General features: G+C 38.2%; 16 protein-coding genes. 10 read left to right on the forward strand and 6 right to left on the reverse strand.

The genetic code is table 11. From position 1 onward, the window contains the following. Positions 1–7: 7 nt before the first annotated feature. The 4 genes from recF to glyS all read left to right on the forward strand — a co-directional run bounded on the left by recF (position 8) and on the right by glyS (position 6713). Positions 8–1096 carry a DNA replication/repair protein RecF gene (recF, locus tag ACSLUO_RS14640; protein WP_448249566.1) on the forward strand — a complete coding sequence of 363 codons (1089 nt, stop codon included), beginning with the start codon at positions 8–10 and terminating at the stop codon, positions 1094–1096. 9 nt (positions 1097–1105) lie between these two features. Next, on the forward strand, positions 1106–3550 hold the full coding sequence (gene gyrB, locus ACSLUO_RS14645) for a DNA topoisomerase (ATP-hydrolyzing) subunit B (RefSeq protein WP_448249568.1): 2445 nt from the start codon (positions 1106–1108) through the stop codon (positions 3548–3550). Between the two features lie 179 nt (positions 3551–3729). Further along, positions 3730–4647, forward strand: a complete 918-nt coding sequence (gene glyQ / locus ACSLUO_RS14650) for a glycine--tRNA ligase subunit alpha (RefSeq protein WP_448249570.1) — start codon at positions 3730–3732, stop codon at positions 4645–4647. Then, on the forward strand, positions 4647–6713 hold the full coding sequence (gene glyS, locus ACSLUO_RS14655) for a glycine--tRNA ligase subunit beta (RefSeq protein WP_448249572.1): 2067 nt from the start codon (positions 4647–4649) through the stop codon (positions 6711–6713). The genes glyQ and glyS overlap by 1 nt, the downstream gene beginning before the upstream one ends. Positions 6714–6784: 71 nt before the next feature. Here the strand turns inward: glyS and tusA are convergent, their stop codons facing one another. Together tusA and ACSLUO_RS14665 are read right to left on the reverse strand one after the other, a co-directional pair. Next, the gene (tusA, locus tag ACSLUO_RS14660; protein ID WP_448249573.1) at positions 6785–7045 is read right to left on the reverse strand and encodes a sulfurtransferase TusA; all 261 of its coding nucleotides are present in this window, start codon (positions 7043–7045) and stop codon (positions 6785–6787) included. A 63-nt stretch (positions 7046–7108) separates the two neighbouring features. Beyond that, a complete protein-coding gene (locus ACSLUO_RS14665; protein ID WP_448249574.1) occupies positions 7109–8014 on the reverse strand; it encodes an HPP family protein in 906 nt (301 codons plus the stop codon). 153 nt (positions 8015–8167) lie between these two features. Here ACSLUO_RS14665 and ACSLUO_RS14670 point away from each other — a divergent pair, with 153 nt between their 5' ends. From ACSLUO_RS14670 to ACSLUO_RS14685, 4 genes are all read left to right on the forward strand, one after another. Then, entirely contained in the window at positions 8168–10096 is a 1929-nt protein-coding gene (locus ACSLUO_RS14670; protein WP_448249575.1) for a transglycosylase SLT domain-containing protein, read from the forward strand. Positions 10097–10138: 42 nt separating this feature from the next. Then, positions 10139–11464, forward strand: a complete 1326-nt coding sequence (gene pepQ, locus ACSLUO_RS14675; RefSeq protein WP_448249576.1) for a Xaa-Pro dipeptidase — start codon at positions 10139–10141, stop codon at positions 11462–11464. A gap of 80 nt (positions 11465–11544) precedes the next feature. Beyond that, on the forward strand, positions 11545–12156 hold the full coding sequence (locus ACSLUO_RS14680; RefSeq protein ID WP_448249577.1) for a YigZ family protein: 612 nt from the start codon (positions 11545–11547) through the stop codon (positions 12154–12156). A gap of 33 nt (positions 12157–12189) precedes the next feature. Beyond that, positions 12190–13641, forward strand: coding sequence for a TrkH family potassium uptake protein (locus ACSLUO_RS14685; protein WP_448249579.1), 1452 nt, complete (start codon positions 12190–12192; stop codon positions 13639–13641). 18 nt (positions 13642–13659) lie between these two features. Here ACSLUO_RS14685 and trkA read toward each other — a convergent pair whose 3' ends face one another. The 4 genes from trkA to def are packed head-to-tail and all read right to left on the reverse strand — an operon-like array spanning position 13660 to position 17916. Further along, positions 13660–15036, reverse strand: a complete 1377-nt coding sequence (gene trkA, locus ACSLUO_RS14690; RefSeq protein WP_448249581.1) for a Trk system potassium transporter TrkA — start codon at positions 15034–15036, stop codon at positions 13660–13662. 48 nt (positions 15037–15084) lie between these two features. Beyond that, a complete protein-coding gene (gene rsmB, locus ACSLUO_RS14695; protein ID WP_448249583.1) occupies positions 15085–16371 on the reverse strand; it encodes a 16S rRNA (cytosine(967)-C(5))-methyltransferase RsmB in 1287 nt (428 codons plus the stop codon). Next, positions 16371–17387: a methionyl-tRNA formyltransferase gene (gene fmt / locus ACSLUO_RS14700; protein ID WP_448249584.1), complete on the reverse strand. Its 1017-nt coding sequence runs from the start codon at positions 17385–17387 to the stop codon at positions 16371–16373. The genes rsmB and fmt overlap by 1 nt, the downstream gene beginning before the upstream one ends. Positions 17388–17409: 22 nt before the next feature. Then, the gene (gene def, locus ACSLUO_RS14705) at positions 17410–17916 is read right to left on the reverse strand and encodes a peptide deformylase (protein ID WP_448249586.1); all 507 of its coding nucleotides are present in this window, start codon (positions 17914–17916) and stop codon (positions 17410–17412) included. A 156-nt stretch (positions 17917–18072) separates the two neighbouring features. Between def and ACSLUO_RS14710 the strand changes: the two genes are divergently transcribed. Both ACSLUO_RS14710 and dprA read left to right on the forward strand, forming a co-directional pair. Then, a complete protein-coding gene (locus ACSLUO_RS14710; RefSeq protein WP_448249587.1) occupies positions 18073–19161 on the forward strand; it encodes a LysM peptidoglycan-binding domain-containing protein in 1089 nt (362 codons plus the stop codon). 262 nt (positions 19162–19423) lie between these two features. After that, positions 19424–20551, forward strand: a complete 1128-nt coding sequence (gene dprA, locus ACSLUO_RS14715; RefSeq protein WP_448249589.1) for a DNA-processing protein DprA — start codon at positions 19424–19426, stop codon at positions 20549–20551. The last annotated feature ends 2 nt before the right edge of the window (positions 20552–20553 follow it).

Below are 20553 nucleotides of genomic sequence, written 5' to 3' on the forward strand. Positions count from 1 at the left end.
ACATTTTATGAGTGTAGAAAAATTATTAACGCAAAACTTTCGTAATTTAAAATCTCAAAGTTTACATTTACACCCAGATCTTAATTTTATTCTTGGTGATAACGGCAGTGGTAAAAGCAGTTTATTAGAAGCTATTTTTTACCTCGGTCATGGCAAGTCTTTTAGAACGACAAAATCTGAAATGCTTGCTCATTACAACAGTGCACAATTTGTTGTAAGTATAAAAAATTATAACAGTATGCAATTAGGTGTTGCTCGTAATATAGAAAAGGGTACAACCGAAATTAAATTGAATGGTGATAAGCTTAGTCGTTTATCGGATTTAGCCATTAATTTTGCAGTGCAAGTAATTACGCCTGAAAGCTTTAAGTTGTTTTTTGGCGGTCCAAAAGAGAGAAGACGTTTTTTTGATTTAGGGATGTTTCACGTGAAACATCAATTTTCAAATGATTGGCGAGACTTCTCTAAAGTACTAAAACATCGCAATGCTTGTTTAAGAAATTTTCAGCAACGTTCGATGTTAGCTTATTGGACAGAGCAATTTTGTATTTATTCACAAAAAATTGCTGATCAACGAAACGACTATCTGATTAAATTACGAGAAGAGTTATTAAGTTGGTTAACATTATTATTACCTGAAATTGGTAGTGATATTCAGGTGCAATATTTACAAGGTTGGAACCAGAAAAAAACACTGGCTGAAATTTTAACTTTAAATAACGTTAGAGAATTAGAATTAGGTTATACCACAAGTGGTGCTCATAAATTTGATGTTCGTTTTAATATTGGTAGAAATCCAATAGAGAACACACTTTCAAGAGGCCAACAAAAGTTGTTTTTACTCGCTTTAACATTGGCACAAGCTAAGTTAATTGAAAATGTAAAACGAGTAAAACCAATTTTATTGATTGACGATGTCGGTGCTGAATTAGATATTAATTCTAGAACTGCCTTTGCAACAGCAATAAATAGGTTAGATTGCCAAGTGATTATATCGGCAATAGAAAAAACGGTATTGGAACCCATTATTCCAGCAGATAATAAATATAAAATGTTTCACGTGAAACAGGGTGAAATCCTAGAAATAAGTGAATAGGCGAAAAACATGACAGTAGAAAATGAATATGGCTCAGACAGTATTAAAGTACTGAAAGGTCTAGATGCAGTTCGTAAAAGACCAGGGATGTATATTGGTGATACTGATGACGGAACTGGCCTTCACCATATGGTATTTGAGGTTTTAGATAACTCAATTGATGAAGCCTTAGCAGGACACTGTAACGATATTACCGTTACTATTCACTTAGATGGCTCAGTATCTGTTAAAGATGATGGTCGTGGTATTCCAACAGCAATACATGAAGAAGAAGGTGTATCAGCTGCAGAAGTTATCATGACAGTACTTCACGCAGGCGGTAAGTTTGGTGGTGAAGACTCTGGTTATAAAGTTTCTGGTGGTCTACATGGTGTTGGTATTTCTGTAGTAAATGCCCTAAGTAGCAAATTAAAACTTAACATTCGCCGTGAAGGTAAATTATATGAACAGTTTTATCATGTTGGTGTGCCAGAAGAACCGTTAAAGGTTGTTGGCGAAAGTGATAAAACAGGAACAGAAGTAAGATTTTGGCCAAGCCCAGAAACTTTCTCAGATACCTTATTTCATTACGACTTATTGGTTAAACGGATCCGTGAATTATCATTCTTGAATTCAGGTGTTTCAATACGTTTAATAGATGAACGTGAAGAAGGTAAAGAAGATCACTTTCATTTTGATGGTGGTATTCAAGCTTTTGTTGATTACTTAAATACCAATAAAACACCAGTAAATGAAGAAATATTTTATTTCGATTTAGCGCGTGAAGATGGCATTGTGGTAGAAGTTGCCATGCAATGGAATGATGGCTTCCAAGAAAACATTCACTGTTTTACAAATAACATTCCACAAAAAGATGGTGGTACTCACTTAAGTGGTTTCCGTACGGCTTTAACCCGAACGTTAAATAGTTATATGGTTAAAGAAGGTTTAAACAAAACCAAAAAAGGCGGTACTACTGAAACAAGTGCTTCAGGTGATGATGCACGTGAAGGTTTAACTGCGGTTATTTCGGTGAAAGTTCCCGATCCTAAGTTCTCTTCACAAACTAAAGATAAGCTAGTTTCATCAGAAGTTAAAACCGCTGTTGAACAAGCTATGGGTGAAAAACTTGGTGAGTATCTATTAGAGAAACCGACAGTTGCTCGTACCATTATTATGAAAATAGTAGATGCAGCAAGAGCACGTGAAGCAGCGCGTAAAGCACGTGAAATGACACGTCGTAAAGGTGCTTTAGATATTGCCGGTTTACCAGGTAAACTTGCCGATTGTCAGGAAAAAGATCCTGCACTTTCTGAACTATATATTGTGGAAGGGGACTCTGCTGGCGGATCAGCAAAGCAGGGCCGTAATCGTAAAAACCAAGCTATTCTTCCATTAAAAGGTAAAATTCTTAACGTTGAAAAAGCACGTTTTGATAAAATGATTTCATCACAAGAAGTTGGTACATTAATTACAGCATTAGGTTGTGGTATTGGCCGTGATGAATATGATCCAGAAAAACTTCGTTATCACAGTATCATTATCATGACCGATGCTGATGTTGATGGTTCTCATATTCGTACCTTATTATTAACTTTCTTCTATCGTCAAATGCCAGAAATTATGGAGCGTGGTTATATTTATATTGCTCAACCACCGCTATATAAAGTTAAAAAAGGTAAACAAGAGCGCTACATTAAAGATGATGAAGCGTTAACTGAATACTTAACAACTTTAGCTTTAGAAAATGCTGAGATTCATGTGAATGAATCAGCGCCGGCTATTTCAGGACTTTCATTAGAAAAGTTAGTAAATCAATTCCGTAATACCATGAATATTATTAAGCGAGTTTCTCGTCAAATACCAGCTGATATTCTTGAGAAAATGATTTATTCAACTGCGATGGAAATTGCTGATTTTAACGATGCCGCTAAAGTAGAAGCTTGGGCTAAGGATTGTTTAGCTGCGCTAAATAACCAAGCAGGTAATGGTTCTATTTATGGCGTTGAAGTTAAGCAAGATTTAGAGCGTAAAATTTTCTATCCATGTTTTAATATTCGTCAGCATGGTATTGATAAGCAATATAACTGTAGTTATGAGTTTATTAATTCAAGTGAATTTTTAGCCATCATTGAATTGAATAAAGCCATTAATGGTTTAATTGAAGAAGGTGGTTATGTTAAACGTGGTGAAAAAATTAAACCAGTAACCGGCTTTGAAGAAGCACTTAATTGGTTGATGGCTGAATCTAAGCGTGGTCAATATATTCAACGTTATAAAGGTCTAGGTGAAATGAACCCAGATCAGTTATGGGAAACAACAATGGATCCAGAAACTCGCCGTATGTTACGAGTTACCATAGAAGATGCCATTGCTGCCGATCAACTATTCAATACCCTAATGGGTGATCATGTTGAACCACGTAGAAACTTTATTGAAGAAAATGCGCTTAAAGTTTCTAACTTAGATATTTAGAATATTTACACTAAATAATAATGCCCGGTCATCATAATCGGGCATTTTTGTTTGTAAAGTTAAGCAAAAAACAGACATGACATGCGTTTGTAGCGGATTGTCATATTACTATCATTGCTGATAATACGTGAAAGCAGGTATAATCAGCGCCATTAAAATTTAGATGAATTCGGAACGACATGAGTACGTTTGATATAAAAACATTTCAGGGACTAATTTTGCAATTGCAAGATTATTGGTCACGCCAGGGTTGCGTTATTATTCAACCACTTGATTTAGAAGTTGGGGCAGGCACGTTTCACCCAATGACCTTCTTACGCGCTATTGGTCCAGAGCCAATGAGCAGTGCTTATGTGCAACCTTGTCGTCGTCCTACCGATGGCCGCTACGGTGAAAACCCGAACCGATTACAGCATTATTATCAATTTCAGGTAATGCTAAAACCATCACCAAAAAACATTCAAGAATTGTATTTAAATTCATTAAATGAATTAGGAATTGATACTTTGGTACATGATATTCGTTTTGTTGAAGATAACTGGGAATCACCAACACTTGGTGCTTGGGGTTTAGGTTGGGAAGTTTGGCTTAACGGTATGGAAGTAACCCAGTTTACTTATTTCCAACAAGTAGGTGGTTTAGAATGTGCGCCAGTTACCGGTGAAATCACTTACGGTTTAGAACGTTTAGCAATGTACATTCAAAATGTTGATAGCATTTATGACCTAGTTTGGACCGACGGTCCTATGGGGAAAGTACTTTATGGCGATGTTTTCCATCAAAATGAAGTGGAACAATCAGCTTATAACTTTGAACATGCAGATGTGAAACAATTGTTTAATACTTTTGATCATTGTGAACAAGAAAGCCAAAAACTTATTGCAGCAGGTTTAGCATTACCAGCTTATGAGCAAGTAATGAAAGCTTCACATGCATTTAATTTATTAGATGCACGTCATGCAATATCAGTTACAGAACGCCAGCGTTATATTTTACGTGTACGTGCTTTATCTAAAGCGTGTGCAGAAGCTTATTATGCAAAACGAGAAGAACTTGGTTTCCCTCTATGTAAAACATCACAAGCGGGAGAAAGCTAATGATAACCAATACTTTATTAATTGAACTTGGTACAGAAGAGTTACCACCAAAATCATTAAAAACATTAGCAACTACGTTTCATGAGCAAATTAAATCTCAGCTTGATGATTTATCATTAAGCTATGGTGAAATTAAGTGGTTTGCATCTCCGCGCCGTTTAGCGGTACAAGTATTTGATCTAATTGAAAAACAAGAAGACAAAGTAGTTGAAAAACGCGGTCCTGCGGTTAACGTTGCTTTTGATGCCGACGGTAATGCCAGTAAAGCGGCACAAGGTTGGGCAAGATCAAATGGCATTACTGTCGAACAAGCAGAGCGTTTAGTAACAGATAAAGGCGAATGGTTGTTACATAAAGCAACCCAAGCGGGCCAAACTGTTTATGAATTAATGCCAGAAGTTGTCGCTAAGGCTGTGAATAAATTACCTATTCCAAAACCAATGCGTTGGGGCAGTGGTAGAACACAATTTATTCGCCCAGTACATACATTAATTATGATGTACGGTTCAGAAGTGATTAACGGTGAAATTTTAAGTGTTGCATCAAGTAACATCAGCCAAGGGCATCGTTTTCATCATCAAGGTGAGTTAGTTATTTCATCAGCAGATAACTACCAAGCTGAATTATTAGCGGCAAAAGTAGTTGCTGATTACCAAGCACGCCAAGCAACTATTGCTAGTGAAATTGAAAAAGCAGCACAAACATTAAATGCAACCGCATTAGTTGATCAAGACTTATTAGATGAAGTTACTTCGCTAGTAGAATGGCCGGTTATTCTAGTAGGTGATTTTGATCAAGCATTCTTGGAAGTGCCTGCTGAACCTTTGATTTATTCAATGAAAGATCACCAAAAGTATTTTCCGGTGTTAGATAAATCAGGTCAGTTAGTTAATAAATTCATTTTTGTTGCTAACATTGAAAGTAAAGATCCAAGCCAAGTGATTTTTGGTAATGAAAAGGTGATACGTCCACGTTTAGCGGATGCTGAATTCTTTTTTAATACCGACAAAAAACAATCATTAGAATCACGCTTAGCAAGTTTAGAAACCGTATTGTTTCAAAAGCAATTAGGCACTCTAAAAGCCAAATCTGAGCGTATTGCAACTATTAGTGAGTACATTGCTCAACAATTAGGTGAAAACGCAGCACAGGCGCATAGAGCGGGTTTATTAAGTAAAACCGATTTAATGTCTGATATGGTATTAGAGTTTCCACAAGTGCAAGGCACTATGGGGAAATATTATGCTCAGCATGATGGTGAGCCAGCACCAGTCGCACAAGCGTTAGAAGATCAATATCGTCCACGTTTTGCTGGTGATACATTACCAGAAGGCAATATTGGTTGTGCCGTTGCTATTGCCGATAAGATTGATACTTTGGTGGGTATTTTTGGTATTAACCAAGCACCAAAAGGGGATAAAGACCCATTTGCTCTTCGTCGTGCCGCTATTGGCTTAATTCGTATTATCATTGAAAAAGAATTATCGCTAGATTTAACGGACTTAATTAACGCGAGTGTTACCGCTTACGGTGATAAGTTAGTTAATGAAAATACGCAAGCTGATGTTATTAACTTTGTGTTAGGTCGTTACCGCGCTTTCTATCAAGAGCAAAATATTGCGGTTGATATTATTCAAGCAGTATTAGCTAATGCACCAACAGCACCACTAGATTTTGACAAGCGCATTAAAGCGGTTGCTTATTTTAAAACATTAGAAGCAGCTGAAACCTTAGCTGCAGCTAATAAACGTGTTGGTAATATATTAGCGAAATTTGATGGTCAGCTTAATAAACAAGTGGATGCAGGCTTAGCCAGTGAAGCTGTGGAAACAACATTAATTGATACCTTTGCGACCATTGAAAGCAAATTAACAGCGTTAGTTGCCAATAAAGATTACCAAGCAGTATTAGCAGAATTATCTGAACTTAAAACACCAATAGATAACTTCTTTGACGGTGTTATGGTGATGGCAGACGATGAAGCGGTAAAAGTAAATCGCTTAACGTTATTAGCAAGTATTAGAGCCAGCTTCTTACAAGTTGCTGATATCTCATTACTGCAGTAATTATTTAATGTGATAAAAAAGATAATAAAAAAGCGACAGTAAGTCGCTTTTTTTATGTCGAGAAAAGTGATTTAAGCATGTTTCCTGATCAAATATTGGTAAGGCTTGTCGTCAACAGCTTGTGCAACTAGCTCGTGTTCCATAAATCGACAAAAACTGGGAATATCACGAGTTGTGGATGGATCATCAGCAATAACTAACAAGGTTTCACCAACGGCAATTTTACGGATATTTAACCGTACCATCATAACCGGCTCAGGGCAGCGTAGCCCAAGGGTGTCTAGTTGGTGATCGGCATTATTAAAAATAGTGGTTAATGTTAGGTCTGACATGCTGGTAACGAATAAAAATTTTGCACAGTTTACCGAGAATAAACAACACAATCAAAAGAGAAATTAGTCTTTACGTTCTTTTGTACTGTGTAATCGTTGACTCGCCCAATCAGCAAATTCGGCTCGGGTACAACTATTGGTGGTATTTTTTCCTTGGCCAGACAATACCTTATAAATAATTAATGACTTTGCAGGATTAGGGTGTGAAGCAAAATCAATAATTTTACGAACCGACCACTGCGCACCTAATAAGTTATTGGTGTATACACCACCGGGGTGAAAATCAAAATGATGGGAAACTTCACTACGTCGAACTTCATTAGCCGCGTTATAAACCTTTTTTAGTTGCTCGGGAGAGATATCAAAAACAGTACCGATATTTGTCATTGCTTGTTCAATATGCTGTTCGGTGATCTCGAGTTTATCAAAAGGTGGCTTTTCAATTGGCTTAAAACGCATTAAGGCAAAAGGGTATTTTCGCCACGGAAAGAAATTATTAAACACCAAAGCAACGATAAAAATAACACTACAGTTTAATAATACCGGACTGATTAAATAGAAATAACCAAGATCAACGATCTGCTGCCCACCAATAACGGCCGTTAACGCAGTAGCGCCACCAGGTGGATGAATGCAACGGCAAAGGTGCATAGCACCAATAGCTAGGCCAACAGCAAGGGCTGCAGCAAAGGCCATGTCGTTAACTAATAAATTACACGAAACGCCGACAAAGGCAGAAATAATGTTGCCACCAAATATTGCCCAAGGTTGAGATAAAGGACCATGCGGTACAGCAAATAATAGTACAGTAGCTGCGCCCATTGAAGTAATAACGGCGACAGCTCCTTGAATGTCTAACAGGGAAAAACTAATAGTACAGACAAAAAATAAACTTAACATACCACCCAAGGTTGCAACTAGTTGCTCACTAGCCATAGCTTTGGGTTGAAAACCTAACCAAGACGACATTTTATTCCTAAAGTGCTGCAAATGATTTGCTAAGATAAATGTTTTTACAATCTATTCAAGTAAAAATCTAATTGAGTATTGAGTATGTTTAGTTAAAAGGCTTATGATGAAGATACACCTAGTGTTTTCCTTTTAGTTATCGTGAGATTTTCCATGTTTTTTCATTCACGACGAATGATTATCAAATTATTCTGTGTTTATATTTTATCACTTGGCGTTTATGCCAATAGTTTTGCTGAACAAACGAGCGCAAGAAAAACCTTCGAATTAGCGGAAAAAACCTTGTTAAAAGGTAATCAATCGCGGTTTGATGAGTTGTATCAAAGTTTACATTATTATCCGTTACAACCTTATCTTCAGCAGAAAAAACTAATAAAAAATATGCGCTTATCTGATGCTAAAGAAATAGATACTTTTTTAGCAACTTATCGTGGAACACCACTTGATTGGCCATTACGAAAAAAATGGCTGAATTATTTAGCTAACAAAAACCAAAGCGCGTTATTTCTAAAATTTTATAAACCTACCAGTAATGCTGATTTAACCTGTAAGTTTCATCGTTATCAATTAAAAGCGGGAGTTAGCGCTGCGGTAGTATTGCCAAAAGTAACTAAACTTTGGCAAGTGGGTAAATCACAGCCTAAATCCTGTGATCCTTTATTCAAAATTTGGCAAGAAAAAGGCTATCGAACAACCGAAGTGATATGGCAACGCATCGTCATTACTGCAGATGGCGGGAAATCAACGTTATTGCCGTATTTGATTAAACAATTACCGAAAAAAATGCGTAAAAAAGCAGAGTTGTGGCGGAGCGTAAGAATAAATCCTGCCTATGTCGCTAACTTGTCACGCTTTACCAAAAAAGATAAAAAAGAAACCGAAATAGTTACTTATGCCTTAAAACGTTATATCTGGCGTGATCCTGATCGAGCAATTAAAGTATTTGAACAAGCTAAAAAACAGTTTCCGTTTAATAACAAACAATTGGATGAAATAACGGAAAGATTTGCAATCGCCTTAGCTAGTAAAGGTCACAATCAAGCCACCACATGGCTGAATAAGCTCAATGATCAACAATATAGCGCCAGTTTAATTCAATGGCGCATTACTGAGTTATTGCGTGATGAAGATTGGCCAGCAATTAAAACCGAATTATTAAGTTTTCCTAAAAGCCAACAAGAACGTTTGCAATGGCGTTATTGGTATGGTCGCAGTTTATTAAAAACAGGTGATTATGCCCAAGCGGAGGCTGTGTTAACCGAAGCCGCTAAAGAACGACATTATTATGGTTTTTTAGCCGCAGGTTTAATTAATAAAAAGGTTAACTTACGAGACATACCGTTAACCATCACTGAACGTGAAAAATACCAAGTACTTAATCATTCGGCTGGTAAACGTGCTTTTGAATTTTTTTATTTAGGGCGATATTTAGAAGCGAGAAGTGAATGGAATTATTGGGTGAAGCAACTCAGTGAACGGGAAAAGTTAGTTGCAGCTAAGGTTGCGAATGAACGGGGTTGGTATGATCGCGCTATTTTCATGTTAGCCAATGTTGGTTATTTAGATGATGTTGATTTACGTTTTCCTCTTGCTTTTGCGCCAGAAATTAGTGAACAGGCAAAACACAACACCATTAACCCAGCATGGGCGTTCGCCATTGCCAGACGAGAAAGTTCGTTTATGAGTGATGCTAACTCGTCAGTTGGCGCGACCGGATTAATGCAGTTGATGCCAGCTACCGCTAAACAGTTAGCTAAAAAAACCATGTCACGTAAAAAGCTTCATAATCCTGAAACTAACATTCAATTAGGAACAAAATATTTACGGGAATTATTGGCTCGCCATGATGGTAATCAAATATTAGCAACTGCGGCATATAACGCGGGGCCGTTAAGAGTGAAAGCTTGGTTAAAAGAACGACCTAAATTACCGGCTGATATTTGGATTGAAACGATCCCGTATAAAGAAACACGTGAATATGTCAAAAGTGTAATGGCGTATCAGCAAATATATTTGTTAAAAACCGGCCAAGACGTTAAGTTATTTGAACAGCTCAGCAAAATGGTCATTAACAAACTATGATCATGGATATATTTGTTGATAAATGAACCTTAGGTACGTTTGATGAACACTAGCACGTTTAAAGATTTATATTTAGCTCATGTCGCCGAATTACAAATACGAGCAAAAAATGTATTAAGGCGAGAAGGGCTTGATGGTTTAGTTATTCATTCAGGCAAAGAGCTGAAAATATTTTTAGACGATAATAGTTATCCGTTTAAATGTAATCCGCATTTTAAACATTGGTTACCGTTAACAGACGTAAGTAATTGCTGGTTATTGCTCAACGGCGAAGACAAACCTACGCTGATATATTATCAACCGGTTGATTTTTGGCACCATATTAAAACGCTAGCGGATGAGTTTTGGTGTGACAGTTTTGATATTAAGATCATCAGCCAAGCAAGTGATATTGATCAATTTTTGCCTTACGACAAAGTGGGGTTAGCTTATTTAGGCGAACACATTGAAGTGGCTACCGCTTTAGGTTTTAGCAATATTAACCCTGAGCCGGTGCTTAATTATCTGCATTTTCATCGAGCGTATAAAACCGATTATGAACAAGCCTGTTTACGACAAGCCAATGTTATTGCCTTAAAAGGGCATCAAGCAGCTAAAAATTCTTACCTTAATGGTGATACTGAGTTTGCAATTCAACAAGCTTATTTACAAGCGATCAGCCATTGTGAATCTGAAACGCCATATCAAAACATTATTGCGTTAAATGAACATTCTGCCATTTTACACTACAGCAGGTTAAGCCGGGTTAAACCGAAAGTTGTTCGTTCTTTTTTAATTGATGCTGGCGCTAGTTTTCATGGTTATGGCGCTGATATTACCCGCACCTATGCAAAAGCAGGCAGTCATTTTAATGACTTGATCATGCAATTAGAGCAGCTAATGTTATCGGCGGTTGAGCGGTTAAAACCCGGTATCAGTTATTTAGATTTACATATTAGTGTGCATCGTGATTTAGCGGTGTTATTAAAAGCATTTGATATTATTAAAGTGGATGTTGATACAGCGCTTAACGCTGGAATTGTGGCGAGTTTTTTCCCACATGGGCTTGGTCATCATTTAGGGCTGCAAACCCATGATGTTGGTGGTTTTATGGCGGATGAGCGGGGTACTCATGTTAGCCCACCAGCAGAGCATGCTTTTTTGCGGACTACCCGTTTAGTTGAAGCTAATCAGGTGTTTACTATTGAACCCGGTATTTATTTTATTCCTTCGTTATTGGCACAGTTAAAAGCGAGTTCTCATGCCAGCATGGTGAATTGGCAAATTGTTGAGCAGCTGTCATTATTTGGTGGAATTCGTATTGAAGATAATATTATTGTTCATCAATCCCATAATGAAAATATCAGCCGAATAAAGCTGACTAACTAAAGCGTGTTGATCTTTGCTAAACTACGCCGCCATGTTTAAGCGTGATAAAAAATGATGAATGTTATGGAATTACAAACTAAATGAGTAAGTCGTATTTAGTTGCTAGTGCGGCCGTTGAAGAAGAAACCATAGTTAATCGTAGTCGTTTTATTTGTTATTTATCGCCCTGTACTTCAACAGAAGAAGCACGTGCATTAGTTAAAATACAACAAGCTAATCATCCGCAAGCATCGCATCATTGTTATGCTTATTTATCTGCTGCGCCGGATGATAGCCAACATTATGGTTTTTCGGATGATGGCGAACCAAGTGGTACTGCGGGTAAGCCTATGTTGTCTATGTTACAAGGAGGTAATGTTGGCGAAGTTTGTGCGGTAGTTGTTCGCTATTTTGGCGGCACAAAACTAGGAACCGGTGGTTTACAGCGCGCGTATGGTGCTAGTGTTAGGAATGCGCTGGCGAAATTGCCAACAACAATAAAAATACCTATGGTAGACAAACGGTTAGCGTGTCAATATACCCAAGTTAATGACGTACAGCATTTACTCGAATTATTCGGTGGCAGTATTAAATCGCAAGATTATGGTCAGCAAGTGGTATTTATTTTGTCGTTACCACTTGAACAAGTTGATAATTTTGCGGCACAACTGCAAACTATGTCGGCAGGGCAATTAAGCTTAACGAAAGTTTGATTAAAAAATTCATACCAACACGATAGATAACAAGTGCAATATAAAAACATCATTCGAATTTTAGGTATTTTGGTTGCGTTACTGAGCGTAACTATGTTGCCGCCCGCCATTGTTTCTTTGATTTATCGAGATGGTGGTGGTGTGCCATTTTTAATGGCGTTTATATTGTGTTTTATCACGGGGGTGCTTCATTGGTATCCTAATCGCGAAGAAAAAAGTGAATTACGAGCACGTGAAGGCTTTTTAATTGTTGTTTTATTCTGGACCGTACTAGCGGGCTTCTCGGCAATTCCGTTTATGCTGTTAGAAACCCCGAATATGTCAATAACAGATGCGTTTTTTGAATCGTTTTCTGGCTTAACAACGACGGGGGCGACAGTTTTAACGCAAATTGATGGCTTACCCCATGCAGTTTTATATTATCGCCAACAACTTCAATGGCTTGGTGGTATGGGTATTATCGTACTTGCGGTTGCTGTTTTGCCTATGTTAGGTATTGGTGGCATGCAGTTATACCGCGCGGAAACTCCTGGGCCGGTTAAAGATTCAAAAATGACGCCCCGGATTGCCGATACCGCAAAACACCTTTGGTATATTTATCTATCCCTGACTATTTTATGTGCATTGGCTTATTGGGTTGCAGGTATGGGGGTGTTTGATGCTATTTGCCATTCATTTTCAACAATAGCCATCGGTGGTTTTTCTACTCATGATGCCAGTATGGGGTATTTTAATAGCCCACAAATTAATTTAGTGTGTGTGTTTTTCTTATTAGTGGCTGGGGTTAACTTTGCTTTGCATTATTCGGCAATTCACGCCCGATCAGTCAAAACCTATTTTTATGATCCTGAATTTAAGGTATTTATTGCAATTCAGGTAATATTAACTTTGATTTGTTTTTCAGTTTTAATGGCACATGGCACTTATAATGATGCTGACGTTGCCTTAGACCAAGCGTTATTTCAGTCTGTTTCTATTAGCACCACGGCAGGTTTTGCAACTACATCATTTGCTGACTGGCCAACGTTATTACCTATATTATTAATTTTTGCCAGCTTTATTGGTGGCTGTGCTGGTAGTACCGGTGGTGGTATGAAAGTTGTTCGCGTGGTGTTGTTATATTTACAAGGCTTACGAGAATTAAACAAGTTAGTTCATCCAAAAGCTATGCTCACTATTAAGTTGGGTAAAAAAGCGTTACCAGACCACGTTGTTTCAGCTATTTGGGGCTTTTTCTCTGCCTATGCTGCCGTATTTGTGATTTGTATGTTGTTATTACTTGCTACGGGCATGGACGATATTACTGCCTTTACCGCTGTTGCAGCCTGTTTAAATAATTTAGGCCCAGGTTTAGGGGAAGTAGCGGCAAACTTTGCTGGCATTAATGACTTTTCTAAGTGGGTACTTATTCTTGCGATGTTATTTGGCCGTTTAGAAATATTTACCTTATTAGTGTTATTTACGCCGGCGTTTTGGCGTTCATAACGCTTATACGGAGTGGTATTAAAAGTAAATAGCACTTACTTGGAAGAGTTTTTCCACATCAGAAATATAGCCCTTGTTCACTAAGAAAATAATAACATGATCTTCTTCGCGAATAACGGTATTGGAATGGGCGATCACCACTTCATCGCCACGCACAATGGCTCCTATGGTGGTACCAGGCGGTAATTTAATGGATTTTATTTCACGGCCAACCACTTTTGATGCGTTTTCGTCACCTTTAGCAACAATTTCTATCGCTTCAGCTGCGCCACCACGAAGACTATAAACATTTTTAATAGAACCACGACGCACGTGGGTTAATAACGCTGAAATCGTTGCGTGTTGCGGTGAAATGGCGATATCGATATTGCTGCCATGAACTAAATCAACATAAGCGTTACGTTGGATCAATACCATGGTTTTACGAACACCTAAATGTTTAGCAAGTAACGATGACATAATATTGGCTTCGTCATCATTGGTTACCGCAATAAAAACATCAAATTGATCAACGTGTTCTTCCATTAATAATTCTTGATCGGAAGAGTCACCAACAAAAACTAGGGTTTTATCGAGCTTAGATGCCAACTTACTGGCACGTGCTGGATTGCGTTCAATTAATTTAACTTGATGATTTTCTTCTAAAATAGCAGCTAAACCAGCACCTATATTACCACCACCTACTATCATGATACGTTTATAAGCGGGCTCTAATTTTTGGAGTTCGTTCATTACCGCACGAATATGAATGCTGGCGGCAATAAAAAACACTTCATCATCTGCTTCAATTACGGTGGTGCCTAATGGACGGATCGGTTTTCCGTTACGGTAAATAGCGGCTACCCGGGTATCAATATTCGGAATATGTTCTTTTAGCGTAGAAAGGGCATGGCCAACTAATAAGCCGCCGTAATAAGCTTTAACCGCCACTAAACTAACTTTACCGTCAGCAAATTCTAATACTTGTAAGGCACCTGGGTAATCAATTAAACGGGCAATATCACGGGTAACAAGTTGCTCAGGAGCAATAACGTGGTCAACCGGAATATGTTTATTATGAAAAAGTTCGTCTTTACGTTTTAATATTTGGCTTGAGCGAATACGGGCAATTTTACGGGTGGTATGAAATAAACTATAACAAATTTGGCAAGCGATCATGTTGGTTGAGTCATCGCTGGTCACTGCGATGATCATGTCAGCGTCTTCTGCACCCGCTTTTTCTAAAACATCAGGATGGCTGCCGTGACCGGTTACTACCTGTAAATCCATTTTGTCTTGTAGTTCACGTAACTTATCTTGATTACTATCAATTAGGGTGATTTCATTTTGCTCACCCACTAAGTTTTCAGCTAATGTACCACCAACTTGTCCGGCACCAATTATTATAATTTTCATTTAATTCTTATCATACGTAAATGATTGTATTTCGACTTGAACAGCAGCTTAGCTTTTTATTAACTTAGCGTAATAAAAGCCATCCATATTCTGCTCACTGGGTAAAATTTGCCAACCGATTTGGTCGCTATCATTAATTTTTACCAAGGTTGCGTCACTATTATTTGCGAGAAACTGTTCAATTTGTTGATCATTTTCTTGCGGTAAAATACTGCAAGTGGCGTATAGCAAAGTACCACCTGACTTTAGCAAAGGCCAAATGTTTTTCAATATTTGTTGCTGCAAGGCACTCAACTTTTCAATGTCATCCGCTTTTCTTAACCATTTAATATCAGGATGACGACGAATTACACCGGTAGCTGAGCAGGGCGCGTCTAATAAAATACGGTCATAAAGTTTACCGTCCCACCAAGTATCAGGCTGGGTTGCGTCACCCGCAATTAAATGTGCGTCTAGCTGAAGCCGTTGCAAGTTCTCTTGCACTCGGCTTAAACGATGCGCTTCAACATCAATGGCGGTCATTTCTAAACTAGGCTCTAGCTCTAACATATGACAAGTTTTACCACCAGGTGCGGCGCAACAATCGAGAATACGTTCACCAGCTTGAGCTTGTAATATGACCGCGGCTTGTTGAGCTGCAGCGTCTTGTACCGAAACATGGCCGTCACTAAATTGTGGTAATTTATTAACATCAATCGGATTGGTTAATAACAAAGCGCCTGAGGTTTTATCTTGCTGGCAAATTTCAATGTCTAGTTGAGCGAGTTTTTGTTGGTACTGTGCAACACTGTTATGCTGTTGATTAACTCGTAACCACATGGGCGGACGGGCTAGATTGGCAACTAAAATATTTTGCCACTGCTCGGGATAAGCCGCTTTGACTTTATTGATAAACCAACTGGGATGATTGAAGACGATTGGCTCAGGTAATGTGCTCTGAGATTCATTATTAGCTTGAGCGCGTTGAAAGCTACGCAATACGGCATTAACTAAGCCTTTTAAATGGGTGTTTTTTAGCGGTTTACATGCGTTTACTGTTTCACTTAAGGCGGCGTGATCAGGAATGCGCATATATTTTATTTGATAAACACCCACCAACATTAAAAAATGAAAAACCCGTTGTTTACCTTTTAATGGCTTGTCGATAAATTGTCGAACGTCATTTTCTAATTCAGGTAAATAACGCAAAACCCCAAAACAAAGTTCTTGTAATAAGGCTTTGTCTTTTACTTCGGCTTTTAATTGAAAATCAGGTAATTCTTCTGACAAGCTTCGGCCTTTATCGACAACGTTAAAGGTACATTTTGCCGCTAGCGCGCGGATGTTAGCTGCCATTATTGTCCTTGTCTTTCTGGTGCGTTATTTTCAAGCACTAAAGTGCCATTGATTGCTTGACCAACAATAAACCATTCACCGCGAGCATTTAAGATATCAGCTACCGGCATGGCTTTTTTCCCCGGTATTTGAATAACTTCTAATTGCAGAGCTTGTTCACCCGTAGCAACCACAATACCTTGTTTGTCGGCTTGGATAATAATGCCGGGCTTGGCATTGCTGTGATTTTCAACAATACTCGCTTGCCAAATACGGATGCGGTGTTGTTCTATTTTACCGTTTTTGTTTTCATTGAAAGTAAATTGTGCGACTGGCCATGGAATATAAGCGCGAATTTTTCGATCAAGTTCGCTGGCGCTAAGTTGCCAATGACACTCAGCTTCATTTTTATCTAATTTAGCAGCATAAGTTGCTAGATTATTATCTTGCGGCTGAGCTTGATGTTTTCCTTCACTCATTAACGCTAAAGTATCGATTAATGCGATAGGGCCTAATTCAGCTAATTTTTCATATAAAGATGCGCTGGTATCGGTTGCGGTAATGTCGCAAGTGGCTTTTAAGATCATTGCACCAGTATCAAGCCCTTTATCCATTTGCATAATGGTAACACCAGTTTCAGCATCGCCAGCTTCTAAAGAGCGTTGAATAGGGGCAGCGCCACGCCATTTAGGTAAAATAGAGCCATGCACGTTAATACAGCCTAAACGTGGTGAGTTTAAAATCACCTCAGGTAATAACAAACCGTAAGCAACAACAACCATTACATCTGCGTTATAGCTGGCTAATTGTTGTTGATCACTTTCTTCTTTAAAGTTGTGGGGCTGTTCAACGGTAATATTATGTTCAAGCGCTAATAGTTTGGTGGCGCAAGCGGTTAATTTTTTGCCGCGACCTGCTGGTTTGTCGGGTGGACAATATACGGCAATAACATTGTGTTCTGAGTTGATTAATGCCGCTAAATGTTTAGCGGCAAAATCAGGTGTACCGGCAAAAATGATATTAAGAGGTTTTGACAAAATGTTGTCCTGATCAGTCTATTTATTTTAAACGAGCTTCTTTTTCTAATTTAGTTTTAATGCGCTGGCGTTTTAGTGGTGATAAATAATCAACAAATAAAATTCCGGCTAAATGATCTAATTCATGTTGAATACAAATACTTAATAATTCATCACCGTCTAAGGTAAACTCTTTACCATCGCGATCTAATGCTTTTACTGTAACTCGTTCATGACGAGTTACTTTTGCGTAACAACCTGGTACCGATAAACAGCCTTCTTCATTAACAAAAGTTTCGTCACTTTTTTTAATGATTTCAGGATTAATAAAAGTCAGTGGCGTTTTGGTGTCGTCACTTGAAACATCCATCACAACAATACGTTGGTGAATGTTGACTTGGGTTGCGGCTAAGCCAACCCCGTTTTCTTCATACATGGTATCGAACATGTCGTCGACAATTTTGCGGATATCATCAGTAACTTCAGTTACTTCCGCAGCTTTAGTTCTTAATCTTTCATCAGGGAAACGTAGTACAGGTAAAATGGCCATAATTCTTCAAAACAATTAGCGATAAATGAAATTCAATGTTATGTTCTAATTTTAGCTATTAAATCAAATTAATAATAGTGTTTTAGTGTTATACCTGAATTTGCTGACAATTTTGTCGTTAATTTAGGGTAAATATAAGAAAACAGGCAGGATCGCATGTTTAAAAAACTTCTCATTATCATTTTAAGTGCATTATTACCGATGTTGTCGGTAGCTGATGTTTTAACCATTAAAAAAGACGCTCCCACATCTTATGTTGTTAAAAAAGGTGATACCCTTTGGGATATCTCAGGTATCTTTTTAAGTCAACCTTGGTTGTGGCCTAAACTTTGGCGCTTAAATCCAGAAATTAATAATCCTCATTTAATTTATCCGGGTGATGAATTACGTTTGGTGTTTGATGAAAAAGGTGAGCCGATGTTAGTGCGAGGTAAGCCGGAATTAAAATGGTCACCTAAGGTGCGCACCACGTTAAAAGATCAAAACCCAGTAGCGACTATTCCACTAAGTGTTATTTCGCCATTTTTAAAATATGACTTTATTTTAACCGAAGCTCAAATTGACAACGCTCCTTATGTTTTAGGTAGTGATGAAGGACAAAAGTCGAGCATTGAAGGCTTTAAACTTTATATTAATGATGATTTAGTCGTTAACAAAGCTTATGGTATTTATCATCAAGGTGAGGAAATTATCGACCCTGAAACAGGAGAGTCTTTAGGTTTTCACGCTATTCTAGTTGGCTCAGGCAAGGTTATCCGTGAAGGTAATATGGCGGATAAAGTTCCTTCAACATTATATGTTGATAATGCGAAACAAGAGATCCGCTCTGGCGCTATTGTTTTACCGGTAAACGAAGGGCAGCTTTACCCTTCGTATTTTACGATGCAAGCGGTTAATAGTGATGTCGAAGGGCAAATTATTAGTTCAGCAAGCGATGTCCGAGAATTTGGTAAATTGGAAGTTGTGCTGATTAATAAAGGGAATAAACATAGTGTTAACCCTGGTGATATTCTCACTATTAAACGAACTAGCCCTGGTGTGTTAGAAACAAATGATGGCCCTGTTTATACCGCCGATGCATCTCGCTGGAGCCGGTTAGCAAGTGCTGACAATTCTGATTATAAAATGCCGGCTGAAAACTTAGGTACGAGCATGGTTTTTAAAGTTTATGATGAGGTTAGTTTAGCGCTCATTTTAAAAAGTAGTAAACCTATACGCTTAAACGACATTGTTTCAGCGCCTTAATTGATTTGCACTGCTAATTAATTCCTTTCTAAAAATATACGGGTGAATATTTACTAATTCACCCGTTTCTACTAAACCTATAAGAACATATCATACTCAAACAACCTCAAGATGCAGGTTCGGTGTAAATTAGAAATGTCTTAAGGCGCAGGTTATATGTTCTAAAAGCAACCTTGTTAGGTCAAAAATGTTTCTAAATCAGCCATAAGGAACGGCTGAGCATCTTAAAGTGATTTGGGTATATCGCTTAAGGAGGAGCAAATTGGTACGTTCAACACTTCATTACTGGTTAGCTTTAAAAGCCATTCCGCGTTTGTCGGTAGCTAAAAAAATCACCTTGGCTGAAGAGGTAGGGTTAGAAAAGTTATTTAGTTCGGAGATAGCGCTATCGGTTTTAGGCTTGTCGGCAAATCAAATGGCAGCGATTGTGAAACCGAATTGGCAAAAAATAGAGGCTATTATTGCCGCTTGTGAGCGTTGTCATTGCCAAATAATTAGTTTTGATGATGTTGATTACCCGACACAGTTAAAACAAATTTATGACCCACCATTAGTGTTATTTATTCAAGGGAATAAAGCGCTGTTATCAAAAGATCAGTTAGCTATTGTTGGTAGCCGCTCAGCCAGTATTAGCGGTAAAGAAACCACTAAAAAATTAGCCAGGGAGTTATGGCAAGCAGGGGTTGTTGTGACCAGTGGTTTAGCGATAGGCATTGATGGTAACGCCCATAAAGCGGTGGTAGATTGTCAGGGGCATACCATTGCAGTGGTGGCAACAGGATTAGATATTGTCTACCCCAGTCGTCATAAAGTGCTGGCGCATACTATTTTGGAATGTGGCGGCGCTATTGTCAGTGAATTTCCGCCTGGCACAGTAGCCAAAGCGGGGCATTTCCCTAAACGTAATCGTATTATTAGTGGCTTATCAAAAGGTGTTTTAGTGGTGGAAGCTGAGCTTAAAAGTGGCTCGTTAATTACCGCGAGAACTGCCTTAGAGCAAAATCGCGAAGTATTTGCTGTACCGGGCAATATTGCTAACCCTCAAACAAAAGGCTGTCATTGGTTAATTAAACAAGGCGCTAAACTTGTTGATGAGCTTGCCGATATATTTAATGAGTTAGAATTTACTCGTTTATCGGGTCTAGATAAACAATGTAACAATGATGTTAACCGATTAAAAAAGGATGAAAAATTTTCAAATAATGAACAAAAAGGCTTGTTTATCGACCCATTGTTAGCTAGTGTTGGAGATGAAACTACACCCGTTGATATTGTAGTTTCTCGGTCTCAGCTTCCCATTGAGGAGGTGCTAAGTCGGCTGACCATGCTTGAGCTTAAAGGTCTGGTAACAGCGGTACCAGGTGGCTATCAAAGACTTATTAAGGGGTAATT

This window comes from Thalassotalea agariperforans (genome assembly GCF_053470345.1).